The organism is Mesorhizobium sp. M1273 (assembly GCF_040318195.1).
Classification (GTDB): Bacteria; Pseudomonadota; Alphaproteobacteria; order Rhizobiales; family Rhizobiaceae; genus Mesorhizobium.
This window is the reverse complement of record NZ_JAMYLV010000026.1, coordinates 68,470-82,520: the sequence shown is the minus strand read 5'-3', so window position 1 is coordinate 82,520 and position 14,051 is coordinate 68,470. Positions and strand designations below refer to the sequence as shown.

General features: G+C 62.7%; 17 protein-coding genes. 8 read left to right on the top strand and 9 right to left on the bottom strand.

Annotated elements, in window-relative coordinates:
- Positions 1–284: 284 nt before the first annotated feature.
- From NKH30_RS23855 to NKH30_RS23825, 7 genes are all read left to right on the top strand, one after another.
- The gene (locus NKH30_RS23855) at positions 285–1,958 is read left to right on the top strand and encodes a LuxR C-terminal-related transcriptional regulator (protein ID WP_352541237.1); all 1,674 of its coding nucleotides are present in this window, start codon (positions 285–287) and stop codon (positions 1,956–1,958) included.
- Between the two features lie 208 nt (positions 1,959–2,166).
- Positions 2,167–2,847 (top strand): hypothetical protein, encoded by a 681-nt coding sequence (locus NKH30_RS23850; RefSeq protein WP_352501301.1) that lies wholly within the window; start codon positions 2,167–2,169, stop codon positions 2,845–2,847.
- A 225-nt stretch (positions 2,848–3,072) separates the two neighbouring features.
- On the top strand, positions 3,073–3,243 hold the full coding sequence (locus tag NKH30_RS23845; RefSeq protein WP_352541236.1) for a hypothetical protein: 171 nt from the start codon (positions 3,073–3,075) through the stop codon (positions 3,241–3,243).
- A gap of 327 nt (positions 3,244–3,570) precedes the next feature.
- Positions 3,571–4,098, top strand: coding sequence for a c-type cytochrome (locus NKH30_RS23840; protein ID WP_502893757.1), 528 nt, complete (start codon positions 3,571–3,573; stop codon positions 4,096–4,098).
- A 229-nt stretch (positions 4,099–4,327) separates the two neighbouring features.
- Positions 4,328–4,537, top strand: a complete 210-nt coding sequence (locus tag NKH30_RS23835) for a LuxR C-terminal-related transcriptional regulator (protein ID WP_352541235.1) — start codon at positions 4,328–4,330, stop codon at positions 4,535–4,537.
- A 108-nt stretch (positions 4,538–4,645) separates the two neighbouring features.
- Positions 4,646–5,308, top strand: a complete 663-nt coding sequence (locus tag NKH30_RS23830; protein WP_352541234.1) for a hypothetical protein — start codon at positions 4,646–4,648, stop codon at positions 5,306–5,308.
- Between the two features lie 39 nt (positions 5,309–5,347).
- Positions 5,348–5,800, top strand: a complete 453-nt coding sequence (locus tag NKH30_RS23825) for a nuclear transport factor 2 family protein (RefSeq protein WP_352541233.1) — start codon at positions 5,348–5,350, stop codon at positions 5,798–5,800.
- 481 nt (positions 5,801–6,281) lie between these two features.
- Here the strand turns inward: NKH30_RS23825 and NKH30_RS23820 are convergent, their stop codons facing one another.
- A complete protein-coding gene (locus NKH30_RS23820; protein ID WP_352473773.1) occupies positions 6,282–6,374 on the bottom strand; it encodes a LysR family transcriptional regulator in 93 nt (30 codons plus the stop codon).
- A gap of 178 nt (positions 6,375–6,552) precedes the next feature.
- Between NKH30_RS23820 and NKH30_RS23815 the strand changes: the two genes are divergently transcribed.
- On the top strand, positions 6,553–6,696 hold the full coding sequence (locus NKH30_RS23815) for a hypothetical protein (RefSeq protein ID WP_352541232.1): 144 nt from the start codon (positions 6,553–6,555) through the stop codon (positions 6,694–6,696).
- A gap of 86 nt (positions 6,697–6,782) precedes the next feature.
- Here NKH30_RS23815 and NKH30_RS23810 read toward each other — a convergent pair whose 3' ends face one another.
- The 8 genes from NKH30_RS23810 to NKH30_RS23775 all read right to left on the bottom strand — a co-directional run bounded on the left by NKH30_RS23810 (position 6,783) and on the right by NKH30_RS23775 (position 13,882).
- Positions 6,783–7,526, bottom strand: a complete 744-nt coding sequence (locus NKH30_RS23810) for an amino acid ABC transporter ATP-binding protein (RefSeq protein WP_352473770.1) — start codon at positions 7,524–7,526, stop codon at positions 6,783–6,785.
- Between the two features lie 25 nt (positions 7,527–7,551).
- On the bottom strand, positions 7,552–8,226 hold the full coding sequence (locus tag NKH30_RS23805; protein WP_023677250.1) for an amino acid ABC transporter permease: 675 nt from the start codon (positions 8,224–8,226) through the stop codon (positions 7,552–7,554).
- Positions 8,223–8,894 (bottom strand): amino acid ABC transporter permease, encoded by a 672-nt coding sequence (locus NKH30_RS23800; RefSeq protein WP_352451492.1) that lies wholly within the window; start codon positions 8,892–8,894, stop codon positions 8,223–8,225. Before NKH30_RS23800 ends, NKH30_RS23805 begins: the two co-directional genes overlap by 4 nt.
- A 133-nt stretch (positions 8,895–9,027) precedes the next feature.
- On the bottom strand, positions 9,028–9,816 hold the full coding sequence (locus NKH30_RS23795; protein WP_352541231.1) for an ABC transporter substrate-binding protein: 789 nt from the start codon (positions 9,814–9,816) through the stop codon (positions 9,028–9,030).
- 110 nt (positions 9,817–9,926) lie between these two features.
- Positions 9,927–11,090 (bottom strand): saccharopine dehydrogenase family protein, encoded by a 1,164-nt coding sequence (locus tag NKH30_RS23790; protein WP_352541230.1) that lies wholly within the window; start codon positions 11,088–11,090, stop codon positions 9,927–9,929.
- On the bottom strand, positions 11,087–11,590 hold the full coding sequence (locus tag NKH30_RS23785; RefSeq protein ID WP_023677254.1) for an Lrp/AsnC family transcriptional regulator: 504 nt from the start codon (positions 11,588–11,590) through the stop codon (positions 11,087–11,089). The genes NKH30_RS23790 and NKH30_RS23785 overlap by 4 nt, the downstream gene beginning before the upstream one ends.
- Before the next feature lie 317 nt (positions 11,591–11,907).
- Entirely contained in the window at positions 11,908–12,951 is a 1,044-nt protein-coding gene (locus NKH30_RS23780) for an acyltransferase family protein (protein ID WP_352822186.1), read from the bottom strand.
- Positions 12,952–13,156: 205 nt separating this feature from the next.
- A complete protein-coding gene (locus NKH30_RS23775) occupies positions 13,157–13,882 on the bottom strand; it encodes a 3-keto-5-aminohexanoate cleavage protein (protein WP_352541228.1) in 726 nt (241 codons plus the stop codon).
- Positions 13,883–14,051 lie beyond the last annotated feature (169 nt).

Here is a 14,051-nt window from a genome sequence, read left to right as displayed (position 1 = left end):
CAGCCATCGCCCAGAACCTCAGGAAATTGGCCAAGATTTGCACCCTCGGAACAAACGTCCGAGCCACTTAAGGCGAGGAGGTCGCGTCGACCTTAATCAAGACACTTCGGTGCGAGTGGATCCACGGCTTCATCGCCGACTTCTTCAACACTATCGACCCGTTTCAGTCGTCCGGGACGTTCCCCATTCAGAGCGCTTTAAGTGCATTCCGGTCATTCGCGTTCGAGCATGCTATACTGCACCTTGGCTCCAAAGCAGCCATTGATGGCTAGGAACCAATGCGGATGGGCAGGTCAGACCGACAGCAATTCAACAGCGGCTCCTTGCAGGAGGCGGACCAGCTCGTGCTCGGTCGTGAGGCTTACGAGGAAAGGGCGTGGGACGACGCCTATCGGTTCTTCTCGCGTGCCGGCGAAGCGGCTCCGCTCGCAGTGGACGATCTCGAACGGCTGGCGATGTCGGCCTATTTGACCGGGCGCGACGAGGAGTACCTGCGGGCCCTGGAGCGAACCCATCATGCATATCTGGACGCGGGCGAGTGCCATCGGGCCGCCCGCTGCGCCTTCTGGCTTGGCCTGCGCCTTGTCTTTCGTGGGGAGATGGCTCAGGCGGCCGGCTGGTTTGGACGGGCGCATCGGCTGCTCGAACGCGAGCCACATGATTGTGCCGAACAGGGTTACCTGATGCTGCCCCATGTCGAACAGCAGCTTGCTTCGGGCAACCTTGAAGCGGCCTACGCTGCGGCGAGCGGCGCAGTCGAGATTGGCGAGCGCTTTGCGGACGTGGATCTGGTGGCCTGTGCACGGCACTTGCAGGGCCGTGTTCTGTTGCGCCAGCGGCGAACCGCGGAAGGTTTCGCGCTCCTGGACGAGGCGATGGTTTCGGTCACGGCCGGCGAATTGTCGCCGCTGCTTACCGGCTTGATCTACTGCAGCGTGATCGAAGCGTGTCAGCAAGTCCATGCTCTGGGCCGCGCACGCGAATGGACCTCCGCCCTGGGGCGATGGTGCGCCGAACAGCCCCAGCTGATCAGTTTCAGCGGCACCTGCCTGATGCATCGCGCCGAGATCAAGCGGCTCAGCGGCGCATGGCAGCACGCGATCGACGAAGCGCAGCAGGCCGTGGAGCGTTTGACGCAGTCGAACAATCGGAGAGATACGGCTGGAGCATGGTACCAGCTGGCGGAAGTATACCGCCTTCGCGGAGACTTTGACGTGGCCGAGCAGGCATATCGGAGTGCAAGCCAACATGGCTTCGAACCGCAGCCGGGCCTTGCCCTGTTGCGGTTGGCCGAAAGGCACATCGATGCGGCTGCGGCCGCAATCCGGCGCGTCATGGGCGCGACGACCGACCAACTGAAGCGCATTCGGCTGCTGCCTGCTCACGTCGAGATCATGCTGGCGGCTGATGACATCGAGGAAGCACGGCGTGCCTGCCACGAACTGGCGGACATTGGAGAAAGCTACGGAACCGAACCGCTGCGCGCCCTTGCCGCTCACGCGCGGGGAGCGGTGGAACTGGCAGAAGGCGAAGCGCAGGCTGCATTGACTTGGCTGCGCCAGGCACTCGAGGGGTGGCAGCAAGTCGAAGCGCCATACGAAGCAGCGCGCGTAGGCGTCATGATAGGCCAGGCTTGCCGCGCCCTCGGTGACAACGATGGTGCGGAACTGGAGTTGCAGGCAGCCCGGACAGTGTTTCGGCAGCTCGGTGCCATGCCGGACCTTTCTCGTGTCGATATCCTGCTTGGCATGCGATCAGACGGAGCCCGCGGCCTCTCTGCCCGTGAACTGCAAGTTCTCCGCCTGGTCGCTGCCGGCAAAACCAACAAGCAAATCGCCAACGAACTGGATTTGAGCGGGAAGACAGTGGACAGGCACGTCAGCAATATTTTCAACAAGCTTGACGTCCCCACGCGCGCTGCCGCCACCGCCTGGGCCTACGAGCACCGCCTGGTTTGAGCAGGTCTGGCATGGGTCGAATCACCCATGCCGTCATCGGCGCCCATTGGGTGGTTCGCCCGAAGCGCCGCCCTCCCTTCCGCGCTAGCTTGCACTCGAAATCGATCGGCCATGGATGCGCGGCGCCACGGCGCAGCTCGCCCACAGATCGCGAGACGGACGCAGTGATCGCGCTGCGAACATCCGGCCACAATGAAGGGAAGTAGCGATGTCGCATGCCGATACCGGAATGCGGGTCGCGGGCGCCTGGCTTGCGATCGCTTCTGTACTCTTGGGTTTCGTCCTGATCGGTCACGGGCCGATTAATCCCGACCTCGCCCAGCAAATGCAGGCCATCGCCAGTGGCGTCACCCTGTGGGTGGTCGTGCATTGGGCCGCCGCGGCAGCACTTTCGCTGTTCGTCGTCGCGAGCCTGATCGTGCTGACCGCCGGCTCTCGACTGACCGAACGCTGGTGGACCCTATCCGCCTGGGCGGTGGTGGCCGTCGGCGCGCTCTGGACGATGACAACCGCCGTGGCCGAGGCCACCACCGTCGCCGATGCCGTCGCCGCCAACGACATGGCGCGATTCGCGGTCTGGTGGGCCTTCGCCGAGGGCAAGGCCAACGGCTTCATGTTCCTCTGCCTGGCGGTTGCCGTGATCGCCGGCAATGAGACGCTGAGCCGGCAACAGGTAACGCCGACCTGGGCGTCACTGGTCGGAGTCGTGGCCGGGCTTGGTGCCTTCGTCGGATGGCCGCTGGGCATGTGGTTCGGCATCGGGCTGGGCAGCCTCGTCTGGGTTGCGTCGTCTTTTGTAATGGCCCTGTGGACGTTGTGGTTCGGGTTGGGGCTCGCGCGAGCCGAGAACAGCGTGTCGAAAGCTCGCAGCGCGAGCTTCAGCGCGTGAGCACCCCAAGAGGCCAGCGGCGTCCTATCAACATCAGGGAGGCCATGATGACTCACGTTGAAGGTTACACCGCCACCCCGGCAGCAATTGAAGATAGCGCCGATGTCAAAGCTGAAGGCGTGCGGCAAATGTCGGCTATTGTTTAGGGTTACCGATGCCGGCCAACAGGTGTTGGCTTGGCGCGAGGGCTGGCGTCCGAAAGCCTCCAGGGAAAGAACCCGCGGGATGGAGGGCGTGGTTCCGGCGCTATGGGGATTTGACGGTTCCGCGTGGTTCGCGGTGGGTGCACTGATGCGGCTGACAGGTGGGACTGCTCAGGCTCACAGGCGCGCGCGGCCGGCCGAGGCGGCGCATGATGCGGTGTGGCGGCTGAAGACGCCGGTCGCCTCCGGCTGACGTTTCAGGATCAAACCCAATCACTCTGAACGACCGAGTTCGACCCGGTCCGACCATCAAGGCATTTCAGGCGACGAAGTCGATCCATCAACGTGCGTGGCTCGATCGCGCCAAAAGAAGGCGTGTGCGTCGGCTGAGCAAGCTCCGTCACAGCTGCGCTCAACGGGGCGCGACAAGTGCCGACCATCCAATTGATCGCTGATGGTTACTACGTGCTGGCCATGCTAGAATTCAGCGTCCTCGACGTGGTTAAAATCGGGGAATTGCGACCGGTTGACGGCGCGGGAGGTCGACGGACAAACACGAACAGATCACAGGGAGGAAGCAATGTTTCGGACACCGGTTCATCTTGCATTCTTGACAGCGTCGATTGTTGCCCTGCCATCTTACGCGGCCATGGCCGATGACACACAGATCGCGCGCGGCGAATATCTGGTTACGATTGCCGGCTGCAGCGACTGTCACACATCCGGTTACTTCTTCGGGAAGCCCGACATGTCGCGCTTCCTTGGCGGTTCAGATGTGGGCTTCGAGATTCCTGGTCTTGGTGTCTTTGTCGCCCGCAATATCACGCCTGACAGGGAGACCGGTATCGGAAGCTGGACCCCGGAGCAGATCGTCACCGCGATCCAGACCGGCGAACGGCCGGACGGCCGCATCCTGGCGCCGATCATGCCTTGGCGCGATTTCGCGCATCTCACCGCGGATGACGCCATGGCGATCGCGGCATTCCTCCAAAGTGTGAAGCCGGTCAGCCACCAGGTTCCCGGCCCGTTCAAACCCGGGGAAGCGGTGTCGACGTTCATGATGCGGATTATGCCGCCGGGGGAAGCCGCAGCCGCTGCAACGAAGTAGGGCGGCTTTGATCGGAACGAGATTTTTAGTCGAATAATGGGTGAATGTCCGCCTTGGAGATGATGAGGCCGATATCCGAACGGCAGAGATGGGTCGATTCGAGCCGTTGCGCGAAGGGCCGCTTTTGAGAAGCGCCATGAATGTCGCGATATTGGCGCTACCTACTCGTTCCCATCGACGAGACGAATGGCAGCATCCACCCTTCCCCCGGTCCTCGGCGGCGGACGCGATGAACGGCTCGATTGAGCCCGAAACGAACTTCTGTCACATCGGTAACCTGCCGCCACCTCCTCAAATTGCCCGCGAGCTCGGTCTGAGCCAGCGGACGGTAGACCGTCACGTTAGCGATATCCTGACGCGGCTGAACGTGCGCACGCGCGCGGCAGCCACGGCCTATGCGGTCGAGCACGGCCTGATCGGCATGGTCGTATCTGGGTAATCCTACCCAAGCCAAATTTCTCGCTGCGTGGGTACTTACGCCGAAGCGGGCAACCGTGGCGCGGGTCTAAACTTCATGGCGTGGTAAAGGCCACAGGAGGTTTTCCCGATGCAAACGAATGATAACAGCATGAGCGGGCCGGGCGGTGTCTGGCTCGCCACCGGAACGCTGCTGCTGGCGGCTGCGCTCGTCTTTCACGGGCCACCGGACGCGGATTTGTCTGTTCAGATGCAGAATATCGCTGAGGGCCATGGGCGATGGGCTACGGTCCATTGGACGGCGGCAGCGGCGCTGTTCCTGATCGCCGGCGCTTCGTTCCTGAACCTGGCGCTCAACCCCCGGGTCCGGCATTCGCCGATGCTGAGTTCCGCCTGGATGGTGATGGCTCTCGGCGCTCTGACCACGTTCTCCACCGCAGTCGCCGAGGCATCGGTGGTCGCGGTCGCGGCCGACCGGGGTGACACCAACGCCTTCATGACCTGGTGGGCGTTTTCCGGCGGCATGGGTAACGGATTCTGGGCGCTAGCCCTGGCGACAGCGCTTGTCGCGTATCACGATGCCCGCGACAACGTTGGGATACTGCCCCGATGGGCCGCGATCGTCGGCTCGGCGTTCGGTATCCTTTCGGCAACCGGGTGGACACTCGGTGAGCAGCTTGGGATCGGCATCGGAGGTCCGATCTGGCTGATTTCCTCGCTTCTCATGTGCCTGTGGCTCGCGTGGTACGGGCTGTCCTCAAGCAGCGTCCGGTCGGGGCAAGCCACGGCGTAAAGCGCCTGATCCAGCATCATCTTGAGACAGGAGGAAAAAATGTCCCTTCAAACGAAGGAAATCGAGGCGACGATCCACGACATCCACGGATTCTTCACCGACTGGGTGGCGGGCCGATGCCCTGGCGACGATGCGACGTTCAAGAAGAACGCGCTCGACCGGATCAGCGACGATCTGGTCGCCATCATGCCGGGCGGCAGGGCGTTCGGGAAAAATGATTTCGCAGGTTACATGAAGAGCATCTACGGATCGAATCCGGCCTTCCGTATCAAAATACGCGACATCCGGATCAGCCATCAAAGCGCCGACCTGGCGGTCGTGAACTACCACGAATGGCAACGCGACGCGAAGGACTCTGATCAACCGAACAATGGCCGGGTCACGACGATGGTGATCCGCGATCGCGGCTACAGCCGGGGGCCCGAGATCTTGCAAGTTCATGAAACCTGGCTCCCAGCCGATGTCGTTCAGTCCGCGGATTTCGCGTTCTGAGAAGCGTCGGTCCGAAACGGGCAGAGAAAGGAATTGCGCTGGCGGCACCATCGGCTCTGCCGGCGTCATGGAGCCAGAACTGTGCTTCTTTTCAGCCCGAATTGATCCACATTCAACGTCCGGCTAGCCCAGCAAGCCGGCCATTCCATGCGTTCGCGTGGAGCGTCGGCTCGCCACCCATTGCTGCCGCTTGGTCGGCTGAACGCTTCGGCAGATCTTAGGCCCAGAGCGGACGTTAACCCGGCGCAAGATTTGGTCGCGAACAGCGCGGCCACGTCCGCAGGAGCCACGAAAGGAACCAGATCGGCGCTCCGGGGCAGGGATTTGGAAAGTATCATTGCCTAAGTTTCTGGTACTTTGAGGAAGTTCGGATAGATCATCTGCGGGACATTCAACCGCAACCGGCCGGCGGGCTTTTCGGCAAAGCTTCCCGCATCCCTCATTGCGGCAAGGATGAGCTCCAGCGCCGGTCCTGCCTGGCTCAAAACCTCTCGCCGGCTTCAGTCAGGCTCGTCGCCCTCGTGGTCCGCGTCAGAAGGGTCGCGCTAAGCCGCGCTTCCAGTTGCCTGATCATCTTGCTGATCGCCGACGGCGAGACCCGAAGTGTCTTGGCCGCGGCCGTGAAGTTGGCCGGCGCCGCTGGTTTCGCATGTTTCTTGGCGAACAGACGCCCGAAGCAGCGTTGGCCGCAGCCGACGATCCCGTCCCGGTCCCGGCCAAGAAACGCGAAAATCTATGCGAGGCCAATCTCTATGTCGCGGAGTTTTTACCGGCTCGACGGCCGTGACGATGAAGCCTTGCGGCGGTACCGGCTTGCGGTACGCGACTGCCCCCACGACTTCATCGAATATGTCGCAGCAGGCAATGCACTGCGCGCGCTCGGTGTGTCGCCATAGTGCGCCGCTGCGGATGATCCATTGTAGGCTCGAGCGCAACCTCGGCGCAAAGGCGACGGCAGGTTCGGTGCGTATTGTCGCTGCTGTCAATGCCGCAGGATCTTGCTCAGAAAAGCGCGGCTGCGGTCGGTCTTCGGGTTGGAGAAGAACTCATCCGGCGTGCCGCTCTCGACGATGGCGCCGGCGTCCATGAACACGACGCGCTGGGCGACCTTGCGGGCAAAGCCCATCTCGTGCGTCACCACCATCATGGTCATGCCTTCCTCGGCCACCGCGACCATGACGTCGAGCACTTCCGAGATCATCTCGGGGTCGAGCGCCGAGGTCGGCTCGTCGAACAGCATGATCTTGGGGCGCATGCCGAGGCAGCGCGCGATCGCCACGCGCTGCTGCTGGCCACCAGACAGCTGCGCCGGATAGGCGTTCACCTTGTCGGCGAGGCCGACCTTGGCGAGCAATTCGCGCCCGGCCTTCTCGGCTTCAGCGCGCGGGATCTTGCGGACATGGATCGGCGCCAGGGTGACGTTCTCGAGCGCCGTCTTGTGCGGGTAGAGGTTGAACGACTGGAAGACGAAGCCGATCTCGGTGCGCAGCCGCGTCATGTTGGTGGCGGGGTCGCCGAGGCGCTGGCCGTCGACCGTCAGGTCGCCGTCGCGGATCGTCTCCAGCCCATTGATGCAGCGGATCAGGGTGCTCTTGCCCGAGCCGCTCGGGCCGCAGACGACGACCACTTCCCGCGGCTCGACGCTGAGCTTGATGTCCTTCAGCACGTTGAGCGTGCCGAACCATTTGTTGACGCCGCGAAATTCGATCATGCCGGTTTTGGTCATATTGCCGGACCCTTGAGGTTCGATGTCACAACTGCACCTCGCCATGCGCCGCGCCCATGCGTTGCTCCAGCCGGCGGGCCAGCATGATCAGGGGGTAACAGACGATGAAGTAACCGAGCCCGACCAGGAAGAAGACCAGCAGCCCATTGGGTACACGCTGCACCACCAGCCAGCCGACGCGGGTGAGGTCGGTGAGGCCGATGGCCGAGACGACCGAGGAATCCTTGATCAGCAGCACATATTGCCCGACCAGCGGCGGCAGCACGATGCGCATCGCCTGCGGCAGCACTACCTGGCGCATGCGCTGCCAGCGCGACAGGCCGGACGCAAGCGCTGCCTCGACCTGGCCGGTCGGCACCGAGCGGATGCCGGCGACGACGATCTCGCAGATGAAGCAGGCGGCCAGGTTGGTCAGCGCGATGATGCCGGCGGTGAAGGCGTCGAGCTCGATGCCGAGTTCCGGCAGGATGAAGAAGATCAGGAAGATCTGCACCAGGAACGGCGTGCCGCGGATCAGGTCGACCCAGGCGCCGATCGCGCCGCTGATCAGCCGGTTGCCGCCGGTGCGCAGGATGCCGAGGCCGAAGCCGAGCAGCGTGCCCAGCACCAGGCTGATCAGCGACAGCACCACGGTCATGCCGAGGCCGCGCAAGGCGAGGGGATAGCTGCCGGCGATGCTTTGCAGCTGCTGCCAGATCATGTCCGTGCCCCCGCCAGGCCGAGCCAGCGCCCGGAGAGCGCCGCCAGCCCCTTCAGCCCGTAATAGAGCAGGAGGTAGAAGGCGGCGATGGTGATGAAACCTTCCGCCGGCATGAAGCGGTCGGAGGCGAGCAATTGTCCGGCGCGCGTCAGCTCGGCAACCGAGATCAGCGACAACAGGGCGGAATCCTTGACCAGCACGATCGCCTGGCCGAGCAGCGGCGGGATCGTCACCTTGAACGCCTGCGGCAGGATGACGAGGCGCATGCGCTGGACATAGGTCATGCCCGAGGCGACGCCGGCCTCCACCTGGCCGCGCGGGATCGACAGGATGCCGGCGCGGATGATCTCGGCGACATAGGCGCCGCTGTTCAGCGACAGGGCCAAGATGCCGACGACGAACTCGGGCAGGACGAAGCCGAGCCGCGGCAGGCCGAAATAGAGGAAATAAAGCTGCGCCAGCAGCGGCGTGGCGCGCACCGCGTCGATATAGGCCTTGGCCGGGACGCGGAACAGCCGGCCGCGCTGCAGGTTCATGGCGGCGAGCACGATGCCGACGGCGAGCGCGCCGGCAAAGGAGAGGACAGACAGCCACACGGTCGTGACGAGGCCCTGCCCGAACAGGGGCAGATATTCGACGATGGTGCGGAAGCTGAAGTTTTCGAGCATTTTGGACGGTGAATGGTGAATAGTGAATAGGGAATAGTGAATAGGGAATTGGGAATAGGAGCAGCAAGTAGCGAGTAGCTCTTCTCTACTCCCTACCCCCTACTCCCTGCTCACCATTCACCATTCACTCTACTTAGTGATCCTTCTTCCAGGCGTCGGAATTCACCCAGTAATCGAGGTTCTTCTGCAGGCGGCCGTCGAGGCTGACCTGGTCGAGGAACAGGTTCATCCAGACCAGCAGGTCCTGCTCGTCATAGCGCGTGGCGAAGGCCAGCGGCTCCTTCGACAGCATGTCCGGCATGATGATGAAGCTGCCGGCCGGGTAAGCGGTCGACTGGCCCTTGACCGCCGAGACGTCGTTGACGCCGCAATCGGCCTGGCCGTTGTTGACGGCGTCGAGCAGCAGCGGGCCGCCGCCCTTGTAGCTCTTGATGTCGGCATCGGGGAAGGCGGCCTTGGCTTCCTTCTCGCCGGTGGCGCCGAGCAGCACCGCAATCTTGGTGCCCTTGGCCTTGCAGTCCTCGGTGGACTTGAAGGCGGTACCAGCCTTGGTGAAGACTGTGCTGCCCGTGTACATGTAAGGCTTGGTGAAGGCGACCTTCATGCCACGCGCCAATGTCGGCGTCATATCGGCGACCAGAAGATCGGCCTTGCCCGACAGCAGCGCCGGGATCAGGCCGTCCCAGTCGAAGTCGAGGAAGGTGATCTTGACGCCCATTTCCTTGGCCATCAGTTCGGCGAGTTCGACCGAACTGCCGGTGCGTTCGCCGGCAGCACCCACTAGCGAGAAGGGCGGTCCTTGCGTCTGCACGGCGACGCGCAACTCTCCGCGCTTGGTGATCTCGTCGAGCGTTCCCGCACTGGCGGCAGCGGTAAGGCCAGCGAGCGCAAGGCCGGCGATGAAAAGCTTGGCAATCTTCATTTGGGCATTCCTCCTTGTTTCGTTTGTTGTTCCACTTGTTGTTTCACCCCATCGAGGTGCTTTTTGAGCGGCAGCGCCGTTGCCGGCGGCGACCACCGTTCGAAAATCCTTCAGTCCCAGCTCACCGTTTCGGCAACCTTGATGCCGCGCCTGGCCAGCTCATCGAGGAAGCGGCCATCGGGAACATGCAGCAGCGGATTGAGCAGGCCGGGCGCGGCGATCTCGCGCCGTGCCAGCATCTGCGCCACAATGCTGGCGGGATAGCCGACGCCGAGGCTCATGCCGAACAGGCCCGAGGCGAGGTCGCGTTCGATGACCAGCTCCGAGGTCACCGTCTTGCGGCGGCCGCCTTCGCTGCCGACAAAGACGTTGCGCATCACGCAAAGGTCCTTTTCGTCGGCGCCATATTGCAGTTGCGGGCCAAGCAGCCGGCCGAGGAATTCGCGTGGGCTGGCACCGGTGCTTTGCACCTTGTCCTCGGACAGGAAGCCGAGCTGCTTCAGCGGCGCCCAGAACGCTGACCAGCCGGGCCAGCGAAGCGAATAGCGGCCGGAGCGCTGCAGCCCCTTGGCGGCGGCGAGCATGCCGGCATAATGCGGCGCGTCGCCATTGGGGAAGGCTTCGAGCCTGCCCAGTCCCGCCACCTCGATCTCGTGGATGAAACGATTGTCGTGCTGGCGGGCGGCCGGCACATCGACCCGTTTGCCGTCCTCGACCAGCACGCTGTCGCGGTTCTGGCTGACCAGAACCATGTCGAAATTCCAGCTCACCTTGTAGCGCAGCGGCTCGACCACCGCCTTCGGCTCGGGAATGCCGCCGCAGTAGGAATCGATCGCGGTGATGGTGTCGAACTGGCTGGCGGCGCGCGCGTAGAGCACCAGGTCGATGCCGGGGTCGAGCCCGCATTCGGTCACGATCGACACGCCGGCCTTTTCGGCCTCGGGAGCGAGATCGGCGATGGCCTTGCCGTAATTGGTGGTGACCAGCGGCGTGCGCGTCGCGATCGCCGCCTGCACCGCGTCGCGCATCAGCGGCTGCGGCAACAGGTCGATGACCGCATCGACGTCCTTCATCACATCGGCCAGCACCGGACCGATCGCGCCCTCCGGCACGACAAAACGCACCCTGGCAAGGTCGGTCAGGCCACCAAGCCGCGCAGCGCCGTCGGTTGCCGTGTCGACACAGACCACTTGCTCGACGCCGTCGCTGGCAACGAGATCGGCGATCGCCGCCCGGCCTTGCAGGCCGAGGCCGCCGAGAACCGCGATCTTCATGCCATTTCCTTCCGCGTCTCGTCCGACCAGCAGCCTTCCGGCAGGCTGACCCATTTGTTGCAGGACGCCATGACGACGAAGGTCTCGCTGCGCACGACTTCGCCCGGCTCGCCGGCGCCGGGGATCAGCTCGCTGGTGACGCGGTAGAGATCGGCGACATCACCGGCCACGGTCACGTCGACGATGATGTCGAAGCGCCCGGTGACGACGGCGGCCGAGTTCACGAAAGGCAGTTCGGAGATGCGCTGCGCCAGTTCCCGGGCGCGGCCGCGTCCCTGCGCATTGATGCCGACGATGGCCGAGATCAGCTCAGGGCGTTCGGTCAGGTTGAGCAGCCCGACGATCTTGAGCAGGTTGCGGTCGAGCAGGTTGCGCAGCCGCATGCGCACCGTCGGCACCGAGATCGCCATCTTCTCAGCGAGGCGGTTGACGCCAAGCTGCGCATCTTGCGACAGCAGCTTGACCAGTCGCCGGTCGGTCTGATCGAGATGTTCCCGCAAACGCTCAGGCTTTCATAAAGGGAAAGAAATGATCGTATTTTCTTTCTGATATGAAAATACCTTATGAGAGATTTTTAACAACGGCAAGAGCCATGTCATCCGCCGTGCCGCTGCGCCTATCGGCAGTTTCGTCGATGTCGCCACATTTTGTTCTTGCTTTGTGCCGGCAGCTATGCTACTAATTTGGGTATGGTGCCAATTTGGCTCCAACGACCCGTCCTCCCGAGGCGGGTTTTTGTTTCCGGATCTTTTGAAGGTTCAGCGCCGCCGGTCTAAGATTGGCGGGACACCGTGGTTCCGCGGAGCGCAGCCGCAACTCATGCCTTCACGTGACGGGCGGAAAGGCTCATCCGCGAAATGGCCAAAATCGGCTTTTCAACAAAACTGTAGCTGGCCAGGGAGACGGCAATGCAGGCGGTGACAATAACCATGCCAGCAAGCCATGGTGATACGCTGACGCTTGCAACGACAGGAGCGGTCGCAAGCAGCACGATAGGATGCGTCAGATAGAGAGAGTAGGAGGCATCGCCCAACCTTGCCAGCAGGCGAAGAGCAAAAAGCCGGAAGTAGCTTTCCAGGCTGATGCAACCGGCGACAAGGATCAAGGCCGGGATTCCCTGAGCAAGGGTTCGCGGCAAGTTGAAGCCAAGTACCATCACCAGCATGGACACGATGGCGAACACGAGCGCCGAGACACCCAGGACGGTAGGCAAACGCGCCAGTCTGCCGACCAGGTGGCCGAGCGCCATGCCGGCAAGGAACTCAAACAGGATTGGCGTGGTGTAGAAAAACAGCACAGTGTCGGCGGCGGGTTTGAAGATGATGCGTGCAGCAACGGCGATTGCAAAGACAACGCCGACCGCGGCCATTTGCGTCAGCGTGCCGAAACGCATCGTCGCCGCGAACAGAATGTAAAACAGGATTTCCAGATTGAGCGTCCAACCCACGCCAAGCACCGGTTGGACATAGCCTGTGACCGTATCGAGATAGGGTATGAAAAGCAGGCTATTGGTGGTCTGCTCAAGAGACACTGCACGACCGGCAAACAACCAAAGTGCGGCGACCATGAGGAAGGTCATAACCCAATAGAACGGTACGACGCGTGTGAACCGCTGCATCAAAAAAGCACGGTGGTCACGACGTCTGTTCTCCGTCGAGAGAACCATGACAAAACCGCTGATGACGAAAAACAGGTCGACGCCGCTGTTTAGAATGGGAATAGACAGATCGAGCATGCCCAGTGCGGCCGGAAGATGATAGACAACAACCATGAGAGCAGCTAGGCCGCGCAAGACCTGTATCGATGTATATTGTTGAACCCGACGCGGCGCAGCGTGATCATTCTCTGGAATGATGTTCATCAAAAAATGGTCCCCGGTGCAGGAGAACATTAACATACGGGATCATTTATGTGGCTGATTAATTGTTGGTTTAATTAATACGCAAAGTTTTAGATAAAGTTTTATTGATATAGCGTGCCGCCACACTTACGCTCGGCCGACTTTGGCCTGCCTCGTTGCCGAACTTGGCATCTCCCCAGTGAAGAGGAGATTGGCCGTTCCCGCGCTAACGGCTGGACTCGAAGATAGCGACGGCTGCCGCTGTCAGCGCAGCGTTACTAGATGCTACTGTTCCATCAGGGAGCTCCTTGCCGTCTTCCAGTCCGACGCGCGTCGACCAACGGCGTTCCGCCGCCCGGTGCACGAAAGGCCAGACCGTGGCGTCGGCGCCGTGCAGCAGGATTGCCCGGCGCATTCCGGCGCCGTCGAGCACGGCGGCGATATCGTCGCTGATCTCCAGCGCAGCGTCCGGCTCCTGCTCGGAGATTTCGATCAGGATCCGCAGCACGCGTTTGCCATGGTCGAGGCTCACCAGGCGTTCGGCGTCGGCGACGGAGGCAAGCCCCGCCTCGATGCCAATGCCGCGCTGGCGCAGACGCTCCATGATAGCGGGCGCGGCGTCTTCGCTGAGATTGACCGAGGCATAGTCGGGCAGCTCGCTCCAAGCGGCGATCGCGGCCAGCGTCCGCTCGTCGTCATTCTCGATCCAGGCGCCGGTCGACACGCCGATCAGCGTTCCAGGGCAGGCGCGGCGGAGCGCCAGCACCGTCCGATCCATCGCCGCCGGAGCCAGGCTTTCGCGACCGTCCAGCCCGCGCACATGGACATGCAGCTCAGCCGCGCCGGTGGCGACGCAGGCGGCGCCATCGCGCGCCATGGCCTCCGCGTCGAGCGGCAGGTTGGGGTGGAAATCGGCGCTGCGCGCGCCATTGATGCAGGTCTGGACAATCATGCTATGGGCAGTCCGGTTGCGGTTGCTGCCAGTCTAGCGCGGGCCAGTGAAAACCGGAATCGCGCTGGCGAAGGCTCCTGACATATGGACGCCGGCCGGCCTGGATCAGTCGGGCAGAATGCACCTCTATCGTGTTCGGATCAGTCTTCTTAGCAAACGAACATCCGTC